Genomic DNA, 17,251 nt, shown 5'->3' with positions numbered 1-17,251 from the left:
GCAGCAATCGCTGCGGCGCGCGTCGTCGTGTGCGCCCGTCCGCGCGTCGGACGGCCCCACCGGGATCGGAGAGGTGGGCCATGAACAACGTCGTCGCATTTCGGCATTCTGTAACCGCCTCTGTGCAGGCGCCGGCATGGCCCGGCTTTCGCCAGAGCAACCGCACGCTTCCGCGCGCGGCTATGCCGAAGCGGCGGATTCTGTTCGCCGAATGGCGCATCAGTGCGGCCGACGGGCGCCTGGAATGCCGCTGGGGCAGCGAGGGTAGCGAGTGCCGCGACGAGGACGGCAGTCGCCGCTCATCGCGCAGGCGTGCCGCCTGACCTCACCGCTCAGCCCGCAAGTTCGGCCGCCGGTCGCGGCCATCGCCTTTCCGCCGAGGTTCCAATGGTGTTCGCAACGAACCGTGACGCCGGGCGCAGCGCGCTCGCCACCCTGGCGCGCAATCGCGTCCTGCCCAATCTCTATGACCTCGCGGCTTTCGCATTGCTGGCCGCGCTCGCCGTCCTCGCGCTGCACGGCGCGGCGGCGATGCGCGCCCCGCTCTCCGGCCTCGCCAGCGAGCCGGTCGTGCTCGATCCGGCGCTGCTGCCGGACTACGCGCTGCGCACGACCATGCGGATGTTCGCGGCGATCATCGCCTCGCTCGTCTTCACCTTCACCATCGCGACGCTGGCGGCCAAGAGCCGGCGCGCCGAGATGGTGATCATCCCGGCGCTCGATATCCTCCAATCGGTGCCGGTGCTCGGCTTCCTGACCTTCACCGTCACCTTCTTCATGGGGCTGTTCCCAAGCAGCCAGCTCGGCGCCGAATGCGCCTCGATCTTCGCGATCTTCACCAGCCAGGCCTGGAACATGGCCTTCTTCTTCTACCAGTCGCTGCGCACCGTGCCTGGCGATCTCGACGAGGTCAGCCGCAGCTTCGGCCTGTCCTCCTGGCAGCGCTTCTGGCGGCTGGAGGCGCCCTTCGCCATGCCGGGCCTGGTCTGGAATACGATGATGTCGATGTCCGGCGGCTGGTTCTTCGTCGTCGCCTCCGAGGCGATCACCGTCGGCGACACTACCGTGCAGTTGCCGGGCCTGGGCTCCTGGCTGGCGCTCGCGATCAAGGAACAGAATTTCGCCGCCGTGGCCTGGGCGGTGCTGGCGATGGCGATCGTGATCGGCCTCTACGACCAGCTGCTGTTCCGGCCGATCGTCGCCTGGGCCGACAAGTTCCGCTTCGAGCAGACCGCCGGCCAGCAGAAGCCGCGCTCCTGGGTGCATGCGCTCGCCCGGCGCACCCGCCTGCTCAAGCGCCTGACGGCTCCGCTCGTCTGGCTGGGCGGCCGGCTGCTGCTGGTGCGCGTCCGCAATGCGCCGCCTGTGCGCCGTGAGGTCAGTGCGGGGGCCAGCAAGGCGCTCGACCGGGCCTGGCTCGCGCTGGTCCTCGCGCTCGGCCTCTGGGCGATGTGGACCGCCATCGCCTATCTCGGGCAGAGCCTGTCCTGGTCCGATGCCTGGGACGCGCTGGCACGCGGCCTCGTCACCCTGCTGCGCGTCACCCTGCTGATCGCCGTCGCCAGCGTGATCTGGATCCCGGTCGGCGTCTGGATCGGCCTGCGCCCGGCCGTCGCGGAGCGCGTTCAGCCGGTGGCGCAGTTCCTCGCCGCTTTCCCGGCGAACGTGCTGTTCCCCTTCGCGGTCATCGCCATCGTCGCGACCGGCGCCAGCCCCGACATCTGGCTCTCGCCGCTGATGGTGCTCGGCACGCAGTGGTACATCCTGTTCAACGTCATCGCCGGCGCAAGCGCCTTCCCGACCGATCTGCGCGAGGCGGCTAGCGTCTACCAGCTGCGCTCGTGGACCTGGTGCCGGCGCGTCATGCTGCCGGGGATCTTCCCCTATTACGTCACCGGCGCACTGACCGCGTCCGGCGGCTCCTGGAACGCCAGCATCGTCGCCGAAGTCGCGAGCTGGGGCGACACCAAGCTCGAAGCCTATGGCCTCGGCGCCTACATCGCCAATGCGACCGAGGCCGGCGACTTCCCACGCGTCGTGCTCGGCATCGCCGTCATGTCGCTCTTCGTCACGCTCTTCAACCGCCTGCTCTGGCGCCCGCTTTATGTGATGGCGGAACGCCGGATGCGCCTCGACTGACCCTTTTCGCAGGAGGATTCCGCCATGAACGAGATCATCGCGACCCGCGACTTCAAGGCCGAGAAGGCCACTCCGCTCGTCAGTGCCAATCAGGTCTGCCAGAGCTATGACAAGGGTGCGGCCGGCTCGCTCGTCGTGCTCGACAAGGTCGATGTCGAGCTCCGGCCCGGCGAGATCGTCGGCCTGCTCGGCCGCTCCGGCTCGGGCAAGTCGACGCTGCTGCGGGCGATCGCCGGGCTGATCCAGCCGAGCGGCGGCACCGTCACCTTCGAGGGGCGGACGGTGACCGGGCCGAACTCGGGCGTCGCCGTGGTGTTCCAGAGCTTTGCGCTGTTCCCCTGGCTGAGCGTGCTGGAGAATGTCGAGCTCGGGCTGGAGGCGCAGGGCGTCGCGCCGGCCGAGCGGCGCAAGCGCGCGCTCGCCGCAATCGACCTGATCGGCCTCGACGGCTTCGAGAGTGCCTATCCGAAGGAGCTTTCCGGCGGCATGCGCCAGCGCGTCGGGCTGGCGCGTGCACTCGTGGTGCATCCCAAGGTCCTGCTGATGGACGAGCCGTTCTCGGCGCTCGACGTGCTCACCGCCGAGACGCTACGCACCGACCTGCTCGACCTCTGGTGCGAGGGCAGGATGCCGATCGAGGCGATCCTGATGGTGACGCACAATATCGAGGAAGCGGTGTTGATGTGCGACCGCATCCTGATCTTCGGCTCCAATCCCGGCCGGGTCATCGCCGAGCTGAAGGTCGAGCTGCCGCAGCCGCGTGGCCGCATCGATCCGGCCTTCCGTACCTTGGTCGAGGACATCTATGCCCGGATGACCGCGAAGGCCGGTACGCCGGCGCGCGACGGCGTCTTCCCCGGCACCGGCATCGCCATGGCGCTGCCGCGGGTTTCGACCAATCTGATGGCGGGGTTGATCGAGACGATCGCGGGCGCGCCCTATAGGGGCGAGGCCGACCTGCCGCCGCTTGCGGCCGAGCTGCATCTGGAGATCGACGATCTCTTCCCGGTGGCCGAGACGCTGCAGCTGCTGCGGCTCGCCGATCTCGAAGGCGGCGACATCAGGCTGACTGCTGCCGGACTGCGCTTCGCCGACGCCGATGTCGATGGACGCAAGCGTCTCTTCGCCCAGCAGCTCGCGACCTATGTGCCGCTTGCCGCCCATATCCGGCGCGTACTCGACGAGCGCTCCAGCCACAAGGCGCCCGCTCCGCGCTTCCGCGACGAGCTCGAGGACCACATGTCGGAGGACTATGCCGCGACGACGCTGAAGGCAGTGACGAACTGGGCCCGCTATGGCGAATACTTCGCCTATGACGAGGATGCCGACCTGTTCACGCTGGATAATCCGAGTTGACACCGGGGCTGGACAGAGCGGCCTCGGCCTGTCTTGTCTGGGCCGGCGACGGATGAGCCGGCGAAGGGCTAAGGCATGATGCGCGATCGCGAGCGTATGCGCATCGAAAGACCATGGCTCTGGCTCGGCCTGATCGTGGCGATGGCGGCGATTTTCGTAGCCGATACCTTCACCAATCTGGAGATCGCGGTCGCCGTCCTCTATGTCGCGGTGATCCTGATCTCGGCCAGGTTCGATCGGCCCGCCACCGTCATCTGGTTTGGCGCGGCCAGCGCCGTCCTGACGGTGCTGAGCTATCTGCTGACGCCGCGGGGGATTCATGAGACCGGGCTGGTGAACGGAGCGCTCAGCCTGATTGCCATTGGCGCGACCACCTATCTGGCCCTGCAGATCGAGGCTGCCGAGGCGCGCGTCCGCCAGACACAGGCCGAATTGGCGCATATGGCACGCGTCACCACCATGGGCGAATTGACAGCTTCGATTGCGCATGAGGTCAGCCAGCCGCTCGCCGGGATCGTTGCCAGCGGTCATGCCGCCCTGCGCTGGCTCGCGGCGACGCCGCCGGATGCCGGTGAGGTTCGGCGAGCGTTGGAACGCGTCGTTGCCGATGCCGATCGCGCGGGTGAGGTGATCGGCCGCGTGCGCAACCTCGTGGCTAAGGCCCCGCCTTCTCGCAACAGGCTCGAACTGGGCGTGCTGATCGAGGAGGTCCTGGCCCTGACCCGCGGAGAATTGCGGAGGAGCCGCGTGGTGCTCCAGACTGACCTTGCCGATGACCTGCCGCAGCTGCTCGGCGATAAGGTCCAGCTCCAGCAGGTGGTGCTCAACCTGGTGATCAACGCAGCCGAGGCGATGGGCGGGCTGGAGACAGGGCCGCGTGATCTGCTGGTCGGCGCCGCCAGCGATGGCCGCACGATCACGGTAAGCGTGCGCGACACCGGTGTCAGCCTGCCGCCGGCTGCGATCGAGCAGGTGTTCGAGGCCTTCCACTCGACCAAGCCGGGCGGGATGGGCATGGGCCTGGCGATCAGCCGCTCGATCGTCGAGGCGCATGGCGGGACGATCTATGCCGCCGCCAATCATCCGCGTGGCATGGTCTTCGGCTTCACCTTGCCGGTTGCCGGCGCCTCAGTGGAACGGCAGCATGGATAGGCAGGCAGCGACCGTCTTCGTCGTCGATGATGATGTCTCCGTGCGCGAGGGGCTCGACAGCCTGCTCCGCTCGGTCGGCTATGCTGTGACCTGTTTCGCGTCGGTGCGGGAGTTCGCGCTGGCCCGGCGGCCTGGCACCCCGTCCTGCCTCGTCCTCGATGTCAGGATGCCCGGCCCGAGCGGCATGGATTTCCAGGCCGAGCTCGCCGCGCTGAACGATCCGATCCCGATCGTCTTCCTCACCGGCCATGGCGACGTGCCGATGGCGGTGCGGGCGATCAAGGCTGGCGCGGTCGAGTTCCTGCTGAAACCGTTCCGCGAGCAGGACCTGCTCGACGCCGTGCGCGTGGCGATCGAGAAGGACGAGGCGAGGCGCCGGGACGAGGCGGCACTCGCCGAACTGAAAGAGCGCTTTGCGACGCTGACGGTCCGGGAGAAGGAGGTGCTCGCCTTCGTCGCGCAAGGGCGGCTCAACAAGCAGATCGCGGCCGATCTCGGCCTGAGCGAGGTGACGATCAAGGTTCATCGCGGCCAGGTGATGCGCAAGCTGGGGGCCGCGACGCTGGCCGAGCTGGTCCGGCTCGCCGACCTCATCTCCGGAACTGGGAGGGCGGCCCGATGAGGGTTGACGTCCTTGGACTGCAGGCCTTTGTCAGCATCGCCGAGCGCGGCAGCTTCCGCGCGGCGGCCTCGCATCTCAACTTGTCGCAGACGGCGCTCAGCCACCGTATCCGCAAGCTCGAGGAGTCGCTGGGCACGCCGCTCTTTCTGCGCACCACCCGGCAGGTCTCTCTGACCGCAGCCGGCACCACGTTGCTGCCGCGGGCGCGGCGCATCTTCGAGGACCTCGGCTTCGCCATCAACGAGGTCAGGGTCGATCTGCGCGAAGGTGACGAACAGGTCTCGCTCGGCTGCCTGCCGACGGTGGCGGCCCATTGCATGCCGGGCGTGATCGCCGCCTTCGCTGCGCGCCATCCCGGCGTCGGCGTCAGGATCCACGACAATTCGGCCTCCGAGATCGCCGACAAGGTCCAGTCGGGCGAGGCCGAGTTCGGCGTCACCATCGTCGCCGCCAATCGCTGGGACCTCGAGCTGAAGCCGGTGGTCAAGGAGCCCTTCGTGCTGGTCAGCCACCGCGCGATGCCGCTGGCGCAGGCGGCTTCGCTGACCTGGGCGCAATTGCAGGACGAACCGCTGGTCAGGATTAGCGCCGAGACCGGCAACCGCATCCTGATCGACGATGTGCTCGGCGCAAGGCGCGAGAGCCTGACCTGGCGCTACGAGGTCCAGCGCGTCGTCACCGCGGTCAGCCTGGTGCGCTCGCGCATCGGTTATGCCGTGGTGCCGCAGCTTTCGCTCGATGTCGTCGACGCCGGTGAGCTCGTCGCCATTCCCTTGCGTTCGCCGGCGGTGTCTCGCACGCTCGGCATCATCACCCGCAAGTCGGTGCCGGTGCGCCCGGTGACGCGCGACCTGATCGCGCTGCTGAGCCAGGCGCTGAAGCGCAGCATCGTGCCGCGGCGAGATGAAGAAAAGTAATCAATCGCTGCATTCTTATCATTTGATGGCAGAATGGCTTTGGCCGAACCTCGCGGCGGGACGAAACGCGCGAGGAGAAGCCAGCGATGGCAGGCGCCAACACGACAGCGATCGCCTTCATCGGCTTCGGCGAGGTCGGCCAGACCTTTTCGCGCGGCCTGCTCGCCAATGAAGGCGTCGCCATTCGTGCCTATGATCTCCTGTTCGGCAGCGAGGCCGGCAGCCGTTTGGAGACGGCAGCGCAAGAACTCGGCGTCACCCGCGCTTCCTCGGCGCAGGACGCCTGCGCGGGTGCGGCCTTCGTTTTCTCGGCCGTCACTGCCGATCGCGCCGAGGCGGTGGCGAACGAGGCCTCCGCTTGGCTGAAGCCGGGCCAGGTCTTCGTCGACGTCAACTCGGCCGCCCCCTCGACCAAGCAGCGGGCGGCCGAAGCTGTCATTGCAAGCGGAGCCGACTATCTCGAAGCCGCGGTGATGGCGCCGGTGCTGAAGCCCGGCCTCAAGGTCGCGATCCTCTCCGGAGGGCCAAAGGCGCAGGCCGCGTCCGAGGCGCTCAACGGACTCGGCATGAACCTGACGCCGGTCTCCGAGGTCTATGGCCGGGCCTCGGCGATGAAGCTCTGCCGCTCGATCGTGATCAAGGGGCTGGAGGTGCTGATGGTCGATTGCGCCGCCGCCTGCGAGGCCTGGGACGTGAAGGACCCGGTCTTCGCCAGCCTCAATGCGACTTTCCCCTCCATCGATTTCCACGCGCTCGCCGCCGACATGCGCGAGCGCGTCGCGACCCATGGCGTGCGCCGCTCGGCCGAGATGCGCGAGGCGGCCGAGATGCTGGCGGCGGCCGGTTTCCATCCCGGGCTCGCCGGCGCGATCGCCGATGCCCAGCAGCGCGGCGCGCGGCGCAAGGGAAACGCATGATGATGCTCGATCGTCGCCTCGTGCTGCAGGGTCTCGGACTGGCGGGCTTCACCGCAGCGGCGCCTGCTCTGGCCCAGCAGGGCTGGCCGAGCCAATTGATCCGGATCGTCGTGCCGTTCACGCCCGGCGGCAGCACCGACGTGCTGGCGCGGGTGATCGCCGCCAAGCTCGAGCAGATCATCCCGAGCAAGGGTTTCGTGATCGAGAACCGGCCGGGCGCCGGCGGCATGACGGCCTCGCGCCAGGTCGCCAGGTCCGAGCCCGACGGCCATACGCTGATGATGGGGCATATCGGCACGCTGGCCTTCGCGCCCTCGCTCTACGCCTATGTGCCCTACGACCCGGTCAAGGATTTCCAGCCGGTCGCGCTCGTCGCCATGCTGCCGAACATCCTGGCGATCAATCCGAAGCTGCCGGCCAAGACGCTGGCGGAGTTCATCGCCTATGCCAAGGCGAACCCTGGCAAGCTGAACTACTCATCCGGCGGACAGGGCAGCGCCGCCCATATCGCCACCGCCTATTTCTGCCATCGCGCCGGCATCGAGGCGACGCATGTGCCCTATCGCGGCACCGCGCCCTCGGTGAACGATCTCGTCGCCGGCAATATCCAGTTCACACTGACCGGCGGGCCGGCTGTGCTGCCTTTGGCCGAAGGTGGCCAGCTCCGGGTGCTCGGCGTCGCCGCGCGCGAGCGCGTCGGCTTCGCGCCCGATCTGCCGACGCTGTCCGAGAGCGGCCTGCCGGATTTCGAGGCGGTGCAATGGTACGGGATCGTCGCGCCGGCGCGCACGCCGCGCCCGATCGTCGAGCGGCTCAACCGCGAGATCAATGCGCTGCTCGGTCAGCCCGACTTCGCTGCGGCCCTGGCCAAGGACGGCGCCATCGCCCGGCCGGAGACGCCGGAAGGGTTCGGCAAGCTGATCGCCTCGGAGCTCGCGCTCTGGCGCGATGTCATCACCCGTGCCGGTATCAAGGCGGCGGAATAGCGCGATGGGCCAGCTCGCCATCCCCTGCATGCTGATCCGCGGCGGCACCTCCAAAGGCGCCTATTTCCTGCGTGACGATCTGCCGTCGGATGTCGCGGCGCGCGACGCTGTCCTGCTCGCGGTGATGGGCTCGCCCGACAAGCGCCAGGTCGATGGGCTCGGAGGCGCTCATCCCCTGACCAGCAAGGTCGCGATCGTCTCGGCCTCGGACGAGCCCGGCTGCGATATCGACTTCCTGTTCGCGCAGGTCGGCGTCGAAACGGCTTCGGTCGACACGACGCCGAACTGCGGCAACATCCTCGCGGGGATCGGGCCGTTCGCGCTGGCCCGCGGCCTGGTGAAGGCAAGCGGCGCGCGCACGACAGTGCGAGTCCGGACGATCAACACCGGCACGATCGCTGATCTCACCATGGATACGCCGGACGGGCAGGCGAGCGCGGACGGAACTGCGCGCATCGACGGCGTGCCGGGCACCTCGGCGCCGATCGATATCGGCTTCCTCGATGCCGAGGGCTCGGTCTGCGGCGCGCTATTGCCGACCGGCAATGTCGTCGACGTGATCGAGGGCGTGCCCTGCACGCTGATCGACAACGGCATGCCGGTGATCGTCATGCGCGCCGCCGATGTCGGGCGCACCGGCTATGAGCCGCGCGACCAGCTCAACGAGGATACCGAGCTCAAGGCCCGGATCGAGGCCATCCGGATTGCCGCTGGACCGCTGATGAATCTCGGCGACGTCGCCAGGAAGGTCGTGCCGAAGATCGCGCTGGTCGCGCCGCCGCAGGCCGGCGGGGCGATCTCGACCCGCAGTTTCATCCCGCATGAATGCCATGCCTCGATCGGCGTCTTCGCAGCCGTGACGGTCGCCACCGCCGCCGTCTTGCCGGGCTCGCCTGCGGCTTCGGTCGTCGTGATGCCCGAAGCACGCGAGCGGACGCTTTCCGTCGAGCATCCCACCGGCGAGTTCACGGTGACGCTGACGGTCGGTGGAACCGCAGAACAGCCGGTCGTCAAGCGGGCCGGGCTGCTGCGCACCGCCCGCATCCTGATGGCAGGGCAGGCCTTCGTGCCGGCCGATAGAGTGCAAGAGGAGCGCATGCCATGAGCGCCCAGAAGACAGGCCTGGTGATCACCGCCCATCCCGGCGATTTCGTCTGGCGCGCCGGCGGCGCGATCGCGCTGCATGCCAAACGCGGCATGCGCGTCAAGATCCTCTGTCTGTCCTATGGCGAGCGCGGCGAGAGCCAGTTCGCCTGGAAGAAGGCGGGCGTGCAGATGGCGGAGGTCAAGGCGCAGCGCCGCGAGGAAGCGGAAGCTGCTGCAGCGGCGCTCGGCGCCGAGATCGAGTTCATGGATGCCGGCGACTATCCGCTGCGCACCACCGAGCCGATGCTGGAGCGAGCCATCGACATCTTCCACGAGATGAACCCGAGCTTCGTGCTGACCCACGCGCTCGAAGACCCCTACAATGTCGACCATCCGGAGGCGACGCGCTTCGCCCAGGAGGCCCGCATCATCGCGCAGGCGGCCGGCCACAAGCCCGATCCCAGCCGCGCCTATGCCGCCCCGCCGGTCTTCCTGTTCGAGCCGCACCAGCCCGAGCAGTGCAATTTCAAGCCGAACGTCATCCTCAACATCGACGAGGTCTGGGAGCAGAAGCGCCGGGCGTTCGAGATCCTCGCGGCGCAGAAGCACCTCTGGGAGTATTACACCCGCGTCGCGCTGAACCGCGGCATGCAGGGCGGCCGCAACTCCGGCAAGCCGATGACCTATGGCGAGGCCTATCAGCGCCTCTTCCCGGAAGCGCTGGAGACGCTGGCATGAACCCCGTCGTCGTCCGTACGAAGAAGCGGGCTTCCGCCGCCGCGATGGCCGACCTCGCCGCGCTCGGAGTCTCCACCACCCATGAGGCGATGGGCCGGAGCGGCCTGCTGAAGCCCTATATGCGGCCGATCTATGCCGGTGCGCAGATCGCCGGCGGGGCGGTGACGGTGCTGGCCCAGCCCGGCGACAACTGGATGATCCATGTCGCGATCGAGCAGGTGCAGCCGGGCGACGTGCTCGTCGTCGCCTGCACGACCGACAATACCGACGGCATGTTCGGCGACCTGCTGGCGACCTCGCTGAAGGCGCGCGGCGGCATCGGCCTCGTCATCGATGCCGGCGTCCGCGATGTGCGCACGCTGACCGAGATGGGCTTCCCGGTCTGGTCGCGGGCGATCTCGGCCAAAGGCACGGTCAAGGCGACGCTAGGCTCGGTCAATGTGCCGGTGGTCTGCGCAGGGGCGCTGATCCATCCCGGCGACGTGATCGTCGCCGACGATGACGGGGTGGTGGCGGTGCCGCGGCGCGATGCCGATGCGGTCGCAGCCGCCGGCCGCAAGCGCGAGGCAAATGAAGACGAAAAGCGTAGACGACTGGCTGCTGGTGAACTCGGGCTGGACATGTACGCTATGCGCGACGGCCTCGCCAAAGCTGGCCTTACCTATCGCGACGACGACAGCGAATAATCCAACGAAAGCCCCGGCAAGGGGATCGGCACAACTCTCGGGAGGAACGACATGACCATTCGCAGGACGGTTCTCAAAGGAATGCTCGGCCTTGCTCTGGCCGCCTCGGTCAGCGGCGCGGCTCTGGCGCAGGACGCGGTCAAGATCGGCCTGACCCTGCCGATGACTGGCCCCTTCGCCTCGACCGGCCGGCAGATCGCCGCGGCGGCCAATCTCTACATCCAGGAGAAGGGCGCGACCGTTGCCGGCAAGAAGGTCGAGCTCATCGTCAAGGACGACACCGGCACGGCCGACGTCACCCGCCGCATCGCGCAGGAGCTGATCGTCAACGACAAGGTCACCGCGATCGCCGGCTTCGGCCTGACGCCGCTGGCGCTCGCGACCGCGCCGCTGGCGACGCAGGCGAAGACGCCGATGGTGGTGATGGCGGCGGCGACCGGGATCATCACCGAGCGCTCGCCCTTCATCGTGCGCACCAGCCAGGTCGTGCCGCAGATCGGCTCGCCGTTCGGCACCTGGATCGCCAAGCAGGGCACCAAGCGCGTCATCACCATCGTTTCTGATTACGGCCCGGGCCATGATGTCGAGAGCTCGTTCTCCGAGGCGTTCAAGGCCGGTGGCGGCCAGGTCGAGAACATCCGCGTGCCCCTGCAGAACCCGGACTTCTCGCCCTTCCTGCAGCGCGTCGCCGACGCCAAGCCGGAGGCGCTGCTGGTCTTCGTGCCGTCCGGCGTCGGCGCCCAGTTCATGAAGCAGTTCGTCGAGCGCGGCCTCGACAAGAGCGGCATCAAGCTGATCGGCACCGGCGACCTCACCGATGATGACATCCTCAACGGCATGGGTGACATCGCGCTCGGCGTCATCACCGCCCAGCACTATTCTGCCTCGCATGACAGCCCGGAGAACAAGGCCTTCGTCGAGGGTTTCAAGAAGGCCAATCCCGGCATGCGCCCGAACTTCATGGCGGTCGGCGGCTATGACGGCATGCATGCGCTCTACGAGGGCCTGAAGAAGACCAAGGGCGAGGGCGGGCAGGCGCTGGTCGACGCGATGAAGGGGATGAGCTGGACGAGCCCGCGCGGGCCGATCTCGATCGATCCCGAGACGCGCGACATCATCCAGAACGTCTATATCCGCAAGGTCGAACGCGTGAACGGCGAGCTCTGGAATCAGGAGTTCGAGACGATTCCCAACGTCAAGGATCCGACCAAGGCGAAGAAGTAAGTCGGCCAGGGCGGACCCGACGTGCTCACCATCCTGTTCGACGGTGTCGCCTACGGCATGATCCTGTTCGTGCTGGCCTGTGGGTTGTCCGTGACCATGGGGTTGATGAACTTCGTCAACCTCGCCCATGGCGCCTTCGCCATGTTCGGCGGCTATGTCACCGTGCTGGCGATGCAGCGGCTCGGCCTGCCGTTCCTGTGGGCGCTGCCGGCCGCCTTCCTCGCCGCCGCGCTCGCGGGCTTGGTGCTGGAGCGGCTGGTCTACCGGCCGATGTACGCCAAGAGCCATCTCGACCAGGTGATGTTCTCGATCGGGCTGGTGTTCATGGCCGTCGCCGGTGCCGATTACCTGATGGGCTCGAGCCAGCAATTCGTGCAGCTGCCGGCCTGGCTGAGCGGGCGCTTCGACGTCGTCGGGATCGGCATCGGCCGCTACCGGCTCTTCATCATCGTGCTCTGCGGCGTGTTGGCCTTTGCGATGCAATGGGCCTTCACCCGCACCCGCTTCGGCAGCCGGCTGCGCGCCGCGGTCGACGATACCAGGGTGGCACGCGGGCTTGGCATCCCGGTCAACCGCCTGTTCGCGCTGACCTTTGCGTTTGGTTCCGGCCTTGCCGGCCTCGGCGGCGCGCTCGGCATTGAATTGATGGGGCTCGACCCGACCTTCCCGCTGAAGTTCATGATCTACTTCCTGATCGTCGTGACCGTCGGCGGCACCTCGACCATCTCGGGCCCGTTCTTCGCGGCGATGCTGCTCGGGGTCGCCGATGTCGGCGGCAAGTACCTGGTGCCGCAGCTCGGCGCCTTCATCATCTACGCGCTGATGGTCGTCCTGCTGATCACAAGGCCGCACGGGCTCTTCGCGAGGAGCCGGGCATGAAGGCCGACAGCATCGAGGCGCGCGTCCGGCGCTCGCTTTATGGCGCACGGCGCTGGCATCCGGCCGAGATCGTGTTCTGGATCCTGGCACTGGCGGCCTTCTTCCTGCTGCCGCGCCAGCTGCTGATCCTCAACGAGATCGCGATCCTCGGGCTGTTCGCGCTCTCGCTCGACCTGATCCTCGGCTATGCCGGCATCGTCTCGTTGGGGCATGCCGCCTTCTTCGGCTTCGGCGCCTATGCCGCCGGGCTCTTCGCCAAGCATGCCAGCGCCGATCCGCTGGCGGGTCTCGCCGTCGGGATGGGCGCCGCTGGCCTGCTCGGTCTGCTCACCAGCCCGCTGATCCTGCGCGGCAGCGACCTGACGCGCCTGATGGTGACGCTCGGTGTCGCGCTGATCCTGGGGGAGCTGGCGAACTCACTGGGGTGGCTCACTGGTGGCGCCGACGGCCTGCAGGGCATCATGATGGGGCCGGTGCTCGGCCTGTTCGAGTTCGATATCTTCGGCAGCGTCGCCTATCTCTATTCGCTCGCCGTGCTGTTCGTGCTGTTCGTGCTGGCGCGGCGCATCGTCGGCTCACCGTTCGGCCTGTCTTTGCGAGCGATCCGCGACAACCCGCTGCGCGCTTCCGCGTCCGGCGTGCCGCTGCACTGGCGGCTGGTCGCGGTCTATACGCTGGCGGCGGCCTATGCCGGCGCGGCCGGGGCGCTGCTCGCCCAGACCACGCAATTCGTCTCGCTCGACGTGCTCGCCTTCCATCGCTCGGCCGATCTGATGCTGGTGCTGATCATCGGCGGCGCCGGCTATCTCTATGGCGGCCTGATCGGCGCGGTTGCCTTCAAATTACTGCAGGACGTGATCGCCAGCTTCACGCCGCAATACTGGATGTTCTGGATCGGGCTGTTCCTTGTCCTGTTCGTCCTCGGCGGCCGCGAGCTGATCCACGGCGGCATCAAGGCAGTGGTGAGCCGGATCACGCGCTTCGGCCGGAGGTCGCCGACATGAGCGTCGCGCTCCAGACCTTCGACCTGTGCAAGAGCTTCGGCGGCATCACCGCGACCGACCATGTCGACTTCACACTGGCGAAGGGCGCGCGCCATGCGCTGATCGGCCCGAATGGCGCCGGCAAGACCACCTTTGTCAACCAACTCACCGGGGTGCTGCGGCCGAGCTCCGGCCGGGTCGAATTGATGGGCGAGGACATCACCGCTCTGCCGCGCGAGACCCGGGTCGGGCGCGGGCTGGCGCGGACCTTCCAGATCAACCAGCTCTTTGCGACGATGACGCCGGTCGAGATGATCGCGCTCGTCACCTCGGAGCGGCTCGGCCGCGGCCGGCGGCCCTTGCGCGCGCTCGACCGTGACGCCGAGCTCGTCGCCGAGACGGCCGAGATCCTCGCGCGCTTCAGGCTCGACGACATCATGGACGAGCGCATCGCGACCTTGCCCTATGGCAAGCAGCGCCAGATCGAGATCGCCGCCGCCTTCGCCGCGAGGCCGAGCGTGCTCCTGCTCGACGAGCCGGCGGCGGGCGTGCCCGAGGCCGAGCGGCGCGAACTGATGGCGACGGTCGCCGGGCTGCCGGAGGATGTCTCGGTCCTGCTGATCGAGCACGACATGGACCTCGTCTTCCGCTTCGCGACCCGGATCACCGTGCTGGTCAATGGCCGCCTGCTCGCCGACGGTACGCCGAGCGAGATCGCCAATGATCCAGCCGTTCGCGCCGCCTATCTCGGGGAGCATGGCGATGGCTGAGCTCCTCAAGGTCGAACGCCTCAGCGCCGGCTATGGCGAGGCCCAGGTGTTGTTCGACATCGATCTTTCGCTCGCCGAGGGGCGCTCGCTGGCGCTGCTCGGCCGCAACGGCGTCGGTAAGACGACGCTGGTCAACAGCATTATCGGCGTCACCCGTCGCCGCGGCGGCCGGATCGTGCTCGCCGGGCGCGACCTCACCACAGCCTCGCCCGAGCAGCGCGCCCATGCCGGCATCGGCTGGGTGCCGCAGGAGCGCAACATCTTCAAATCGCTGACCGTGCTGGAGAACCTCACCGCCGTCGCGACGCCGGGCGCCTGGACGACCGAGCGCGTCTTTTCGATGTTCCCGCGCCTCGCCGAGCGCAAGGCCAATCTCGGCAACCAGCTCTCCGGCGGCGAGCAGCAGATGCTGGCGATCGGCCGGGCGCTGATGCTCAATCCCAAGCTGCTGCTGCTCGACGAGCCGACAGAGGGGCTCGCTCCGATCATCGTCGAGGAATTGCTGCGCGCCCTGAAGCGCCTCGTCCGCGAGGAGGGGCTGTCGGCAATCGTGATCGAGCAGCACGCCCGCAAGATCCTGGAGCTCACCGACGAGGCGATCGTGCTCGAGCGCGGCCGCGTCGTCCTTACCGCGGGGAGTGCCGAGCTCCTCGCCGACCCTACACGGCTGGAGCGCCATCTCGGCCTCGCCGCCGCCTGAACCAACGACAGAACCTAAGGAAAGGAAACGCCATGAGCCAGAGACAGAAGCCGCCGTTTCGGGGCGACATGGTCGGCAGCCTGCTGCGCAGTGCGCCGGTCAAGGACGCCCGCGCCAAGCACGCAGCCGGTGAGATCGGTCAGGCCGAGCTGACTTCGATCGAGGACGAGGAGATCAGGAAGCTCGTGCGCAAGCAGGAGGAGGTCGGTCTGCAGGCGGTGACCGATGGCGAGTTCCGCCGTGCCTTCTGGCATTTCGACTTCCTCGACGGCCTCTCCGGCGTCACCAGCTTCGAGACCGATTCAGGCATCCAGTTCAAGGGAGTCACCACCAAGGGCCATGCGGTCCGCGTCACCGGCAAGCTCGACTTCCCGGACGATCACCCGCATCTCGCCCATTTCAAGTTCCTGGCCTCGGTCACCAGCCGGGTGCCGAAGATGACGATTCCGAGCCCGTCCATGCTGCACTATCGCGGCGGCCGGAAAGCGATCGATTCCAGCGCCTATCTGCGGATCGAGGATTACTATGACGATCTCGGCAAAGCCTACGCCAAGGCGATCAAAGCCTTCTACGATGCCGGCTGCCGCTATCTCCAGCTCGACGACACCAGCCTGTCCTATTTCTGCGATCCCGAACAGCGCAAGATGCTGGCCGAGCGCGGGGACGATCCCGAGCAACTGGTCTTCATCTATCGCGACGTGCTCAACGCGGCACTGAAGGCCAAACCCGTCGACATGCAGATCACCACCCACACCTGCCGCGGCAACTTCAAGTCGACCTTCATCGCCTCGGGCGGTTACGAGCCGGTCGCCGAGATGGTCTTCAACGAGATCGATGTCGACGGCTATTTCATGGAGTGGGACGACGATCGCTCCGGCGGCTTCGAGCCGCTGCGCTTCCTGCCCAAGGGCGACAAGCAGGTCGTGCTCGGGCTGGTGACCTCGAAATTCGGCGAGATCGAGAGCAAGGACAACCTCAAGCGCCGGATCGAGGAAGCGTCCAAATACGCCCCGCTTGAGCAGCTCTGCCTGTCGCCGCAATGCGGCTTCGCCTCGACCGAGGAAGGCAATGTGCTGGCCGAGGACGAACAATGGGCAAAGCTCTCGCGCATCCTCGAAGTCGCCAGGGAAGTCTGGGGATGAGCAGCGAGCCCTGCTTCGATATCGCCCATCTCGGCCATGTCGAGCTCTTCACCGACAAGCCGCAGGAAAGCCTCGACTTCTTCGTCGAGATCTTCGGATTGACGGAGAGCGGGCGTGAGGGCGACAGCGTCTATCTGCGCGCCTGGGACGACTATGAGTTCCACACGCTGAAGCTCACCGCGGCAAAGACGACGGGCGTCGGCCATATCGGCTACCGCGCCAGCAGCGAGACGGCGCTCCTGCGCCGCGTCGCGGCGATCGAGGCGATGGGCTGCGGCATCGGCTGGAGCGACGGCGACCTCGGCCATGGCCGGGCCTATCGCTTCCGCGATCCGGACGAGCATGTCTTCGAGATCTATTTCGAGACCAACAAATACGTTGCTCCCGAGAAGGAGCGGCCGGCGCTGAAGAACCAGGCGCAGCGCAATCATGGCCGCGGCTGCGCCGTGCGCCGGCTCGACCATCTCAATCTCCTGGCGCAGGACGTCGCGGCGATCCGCGACTTCATGCCGAAGGCGCTGGGCAGCCGCGTCACCGAGCAGATCGTGCTCGATTCCGGCGATGTCGGCGGCTGCTGGTTCACCGTCAACAACAAGAGCTACGACATCGCCTATACCCGCGACCACACGCCGACCCGCGGGCGCTTCCACCACGTCACCTATGCCGTCGACCAGCGTGAGCACATATTGGAGGCGGCCGATCTCTTCCTGGAGAACGGCGTCTTCATCGAGACAGGGCCGCACAAGCACGCGGTGCAGCAGACCTTCTTCCTCTATGTCTACGAGCCCGCCGGAAACCGCGTCGAGATCGCCAATGCCGGCGCGCGCCTGATCCTCGATCCGGACTGGCAGACGGTGACCTGGACGGAAGAGGAGCGGAAGAAGGGCCAGGCCTGGGGGCTGAAGACGATCGAGAGCTTCCACACCCACGGCACGCCGCCGGCGAAGGGTTAGG

18 protein-coding genes are annotated in these 17,251 nt (G+C 67.5%); all 18 read left to right on the top strand.

Features of this window, described 5'->3' with window-relative positions:
* Nucleotides 1-80: 80 nt before the first annotated feature.
* The 18 genes from BMZ69_RS11340 to BMZ69_RS11255 all read left to right on the top strand — a co-directional run bounded on the left by BMZ69_RS11340 (nt 81) and on the right by BMZ69_RS11255 (nt 17,250).
* On the top strand, nt 81-323 hold the full coding sequence (locus BMZ69_RS11340; RefSeq protein WP_092156743.1) for a hypothetical protein: 243 nt from the start codon (nt 81-83) through the stop codon (nt 321-323).
* A gap of 64 nt (nt 324-387) precedes the next feature.
* A complete protein-coding gene (locus BMZ69_RS11335) occupies nt 388-2,139 on the top strand; it encodes an ABC transporter permease (RefSeq protein ID WP_092156742.1) in 1,752 nt (583 codons plus the stop codon).
* Between the two features lie 24 nt (nt 2,140-2,163).
* Complete coding sequence (locus tag BMZ69_RS11330; RefSeq protein WP_092156741.1) at nt 2,164-3,495, top strand: ABC transporter ATP-binding protein; 1,332 nt, start codon at nt 2,164-2,166, stop codon at nt 3,493-3,495.
* A 75-nt stretch (nt 3,496-3,570) separates the two neighbouring features.
* Complete coding sequence (locus BMZ69_RS11325) at nt 3,571-4,647, top strand: sensor histidine kinase (protein ID WP_092156740.1); 1,077 nt, start codon at nt 3,571-3,573, stop codon at nt 4,645-4,647.
* Complete coding sequence (locus BMZ69_RS11320; RefSeq protein ID WP_092156739.1) at nt 4,640-5,269, top strand: response regulator transcription factor; 630 nt, start codon at nt 4,640-4,642, stop codon at nt 5,267-5,269. The genes BMZ69_RS11325 and BMZ69_RS11320 overlap by 8 nt, the downstream gene beginning before the upstream one ends.
* Complete coding sequence (locus tag BMZ69_RS11315; RefSeq protein ID WP_092156738.1) at nt 5,266-6,186, top strand: LysR family transcriptional regulator; 921 nt, start codon at nt 5,266-5,268, stop codon at nt 6,184-6,186. The genes BMZ69_RS11320 and BMZ69_RS11315 overlap by 4 nt, the downstream gene beginning before the upstream one ends.
* Before the next feature lie 86 nt (nt 6,187-6,272).
* Nucleotides 6,273-7,103, top strand: a complete 831-nt coding sequence (locus tag BMZ69_RS11310) for an NAD(P)-dependent oxidoreductase (protein WP_092156737.1) — start codon at nt 6,273-6,275, stop codon at nt 7,101-7,103.
* A complete protein-coding gene (locus BMZ69_RS11305; RefSeq protein ID WP_244543321.1) occupies nt 7,103-8,089 on the top strand; it encodes a Bug family tripartite tricarboxylate transporter substrate binding protein in 987 nt (328 codons plus the stop codon). Before BMZ69_RS11310 ends, BMZ69_RS11305 begins: the two co-directional genes overlap by 1 nt.
* A 4-nt stretch (nt 8,090-8,093) precedes the next feature.
* Nucleotides 8,094-9,194, top strand: a complete 1,101-nt coding sequence (locus tag BMZ69_RS11300; RefSeq protein WP_092156736.1) for a 4-oxalomesaconate tautomerase — start codon at nt 8,094-8,096, stop codon at nt 9,192-9,194.
* Nucleotides 9,191-9,913 (top strand): PIG-L deacetylase family protein, encoded by a 723-nt coding sequence (locus BMZ69_RS11295; RefSeq protein WP_092156735.1) that lies wholly within the window; start codon nt 9,191-9,193, stop codon nt 9,911-9,913. Before BMZ69_RS11300 ends, BMZ69_RS11295 begins: the two co-directional genes overlap by 4 nt.
* Nucleotides 9,910-10,599: a 4-carboxy-4-hydroxy-2-oxoadipate aldolase/oxaloacetate decarboxylase gene (locus tag BMZ69_RS11290; protein ID WP_092156734.1), complete on the top strand. Its 690-nt coding sequence runs from the start codon at nt 9,910-9,912 to the stop codon at nt 10,597-10,599. Before BMZ69_RS11295 ends, BMZ69_RS11290 begins: the two co-directional genes overlap by 4 nt.
* Before the next feature lie 51 nt (nt 10,600-10,650).
* Nucleotides 10,651-11,823 carry an ABC transporter substrate-binding protein gene (locus BMZ69_RS11285; RefSeq protein ID WP_092156733.1) on the top strand — a complete coding sequence of 391 codons (1,173 nt, stop codon included), beginning with the start codon at nt 10,651-10,653 and terminating at the stop codon, nt 11,821-11,823.
* A gap of 21 nt (nt 11,824-11,844) precedes the next feature.
* Entirely contained in the window at nt 11,845-12,702 is an 858-nt protein-coding gene (locus tag BMZ69_RS11280) for a branched-chain amino acid ABC transporter permease (RefSeq protein ID WP_092156732.1), read from the top strand.
* A complete protein-coding gene (locus tag BMZ69_RS11275) occupies nt 12,699-13,706 on the top strand; it encodes a branched-chain amino acid ABC transporter permease (protein WP_092156731.1) in 1,008 nt (335 codons plus the stop codon). Before BMZ69_RS11280 ends, BMZ69_RS11275 begins: the two co-directional genes overlap by 4 nt.
* Nucleotides 13,703-14,455, top strand: coding sequence for an ABC transporter ATP-binding protein (locus BMZ69_RS11270; protein WP_092156730.1), 753 nt, complete (start codon nt 13,703-13,705; stop codon nt 14,453-14,455). Before BMZ69_RS11275 ends, BMZ69_RS11270 begins: the two co-directional genes overlap by 4 nt.
* The gene (locus BMZ69_RS11265; protein ID WP_092156729.1) at nt 14,448-15,155 is read left to right on the top strand and encodes an ABC transporter ATP-binding protein; all 708 of its coding nucleotides are present in this window, start codon (nt 14,448-14,450) and stop codon (nt 15,153-15,155) included. Before BMZ69_RS11270 ends, BMZ69_RS11265 begins: the two co-directional genes overlap by 8 nt.
* A gap of 32 nt (nt 15,156-15,187) precedes the next feature.
* The gene (locus BMZ69_RS11260) at nt 15,188-16,297 is read left to right on the top strand and encodes a 5-methyltetrahydropteroyltriglutamate--homocysteine S-methyltransferase (RefSeq protein ID WP_092156728.1); all 1,110 of its coding nucleotides are present in this window, start codon (nt 15,188-15,190) and stop codon (nt 16,295-16,297) included.
* Nucleotides 16,294-17,250, top strand: coding sequence for a catechol 2,3-dioxygenase (locus tag BMZ69_RS11255; protein WP_092156727.1), 957 nt, complete (start codon nt 16,294-16,296; stop codon nt 17,248-17,250). Before BMZ69_RS11260 ends, BMZ69_RS11255 begins: the two co-directional genes overlap by 4 nt.
* Nucleotide 17,251 lies beyond the last annotated feature (1 nt).

This window comes from Allobosea sp. CRIB-10, from assembly GCF_900112185.1.
Lineage (GTDB): Bacteria > Pseudomonadota > Alphaproteobacteria > Rhizobiales > Beijerinckiaceae > Allobosea.
The sequence above is the reverse complement of the archived record's forward strand: the minus strand, read 5'-3'. Positions and strand labels throughout refer to the sequence as shown.

Bases quoted from the DNA above. Each gene is read 5' to 3' on its own strand.
- BMZ69_RS11340 (WP_092156743.1), top strand. From the start codon at position 81: ATGAACAACGTCGTCGCATTTCGGCATTCTGTAACCGCCTCTGTGCAG.
- BMZ69_RS11335 (WP_092156742.1), top strand. From the start codon at position 388: ATGGTGTTCGCAACGAACCGTGACGCCGGGCGCAGCGCGCTCGCCACC.
- BMZ69_RS11330 (WP_092156741.1), top strand. From the start codon at position 2,164: ATGAACGAGATCATCGCGACCCGCGACTTCAAGGCCGAGAAGGCCACT.
- BMZ69_RS11325 (WP_092156740.1), top strand. From the start codon at position 3,571: ATGATGCGCGATCGCGAGCGTATGCGCATCGAAAGACCATGGCTCTGG.
- BMZ69_RS11320 (WP_092156739.1), top strand. From the start codon at position 4,640: ATGGATAGGCAGGCAGCGACCGTCTTCGTCGTCGATGATGATGTCTCC.
- BMZ69_RS11315 (WP_092156738.1), top strand. From the start codon at position 5,266: ATGAGGGTTGACGTCCTTGGACTGCAGGCCTTTGTCAGCATCGCCGAG.
- BMZ69_RS11310 (WP_092156737.1), top strand. From the start codon at position 6,273: ATGGCAGGCGCCAACACGACAGCGATCGCCTTCATCGGCTTCGGCGAG.
- BMZ69_RS11305 (WP_244543321.1), top strand. From the start codon at position 7,103: ATGATGCTCGATCGTCGCCTCGTGCTGCAGGGTCTCGGACTGGCGGGC.
- BMZ69_RS11300 (WP_092156736.1), top strand. From the start codon at position 8,094: ATGGGCCAGCTCGCCATCCCCTGCATGCTGATCCGCGGCGGCACCTCC.
- BMZ69_RS11295 (WP_092156735.1), top strand. From the start codon at position 9,191: ATGAGCGCCCAGAAGACAGGCCTGGTGATCACCGCCCATCCCGGCGAT.
- BMZ69_RS11290 (WP_092156734.1), top strand. From the start codon at position 9,910: ATGAACCCCGTCGTCGTCCGTACGAAGAAGCGGGCTTCCGCCGCCGCG.
- BMZ69_RS11285 (WP_092156733.1), top strand. From the start codon at position 10,651: ATGACCATTCGCAGGACGGTTCTCAAAGGAATGCTCGGCCTTGCTCTG.
- BMZ69_RS11275 (WP_092156731.1), top strand. From the start codon at position 12,699: ATGAAGGCCGACAGCATCGAGGCGCGCGTCCGGCGCTCGCTTTATGGC.
- BMZ69_RS11270 (WP_092156730.1), top strand. From the start codon at position 13,703: ATGAGCGTCGCGCTCCAGACCTTCGACCTGTGCAAGAGCTTCGGCGGC.
- BMZ69_RS11265 (WP_092156729.1), top strand. From the start codon at position 14,448: ATGGCTGAGCTCCTCAAGGTCGAACGCCTCAGCGCCGGCTATGGCGAG.
- BMZ69_RS11260 (WP_092156728.1), top strand. From the start codon at position 15,188: ATGAGCCAGAGACAGAAGCCGCCGTTTCGGGGCGACATGGTCGGCAGC.
- BMZ69_RS11255 (WP_092156727.1), top strand. From the start codon at position 16,294: ATGAGCAGCGAGCCCTGCTTCGATATCGCCCATCTCGGCCATGTCGAG.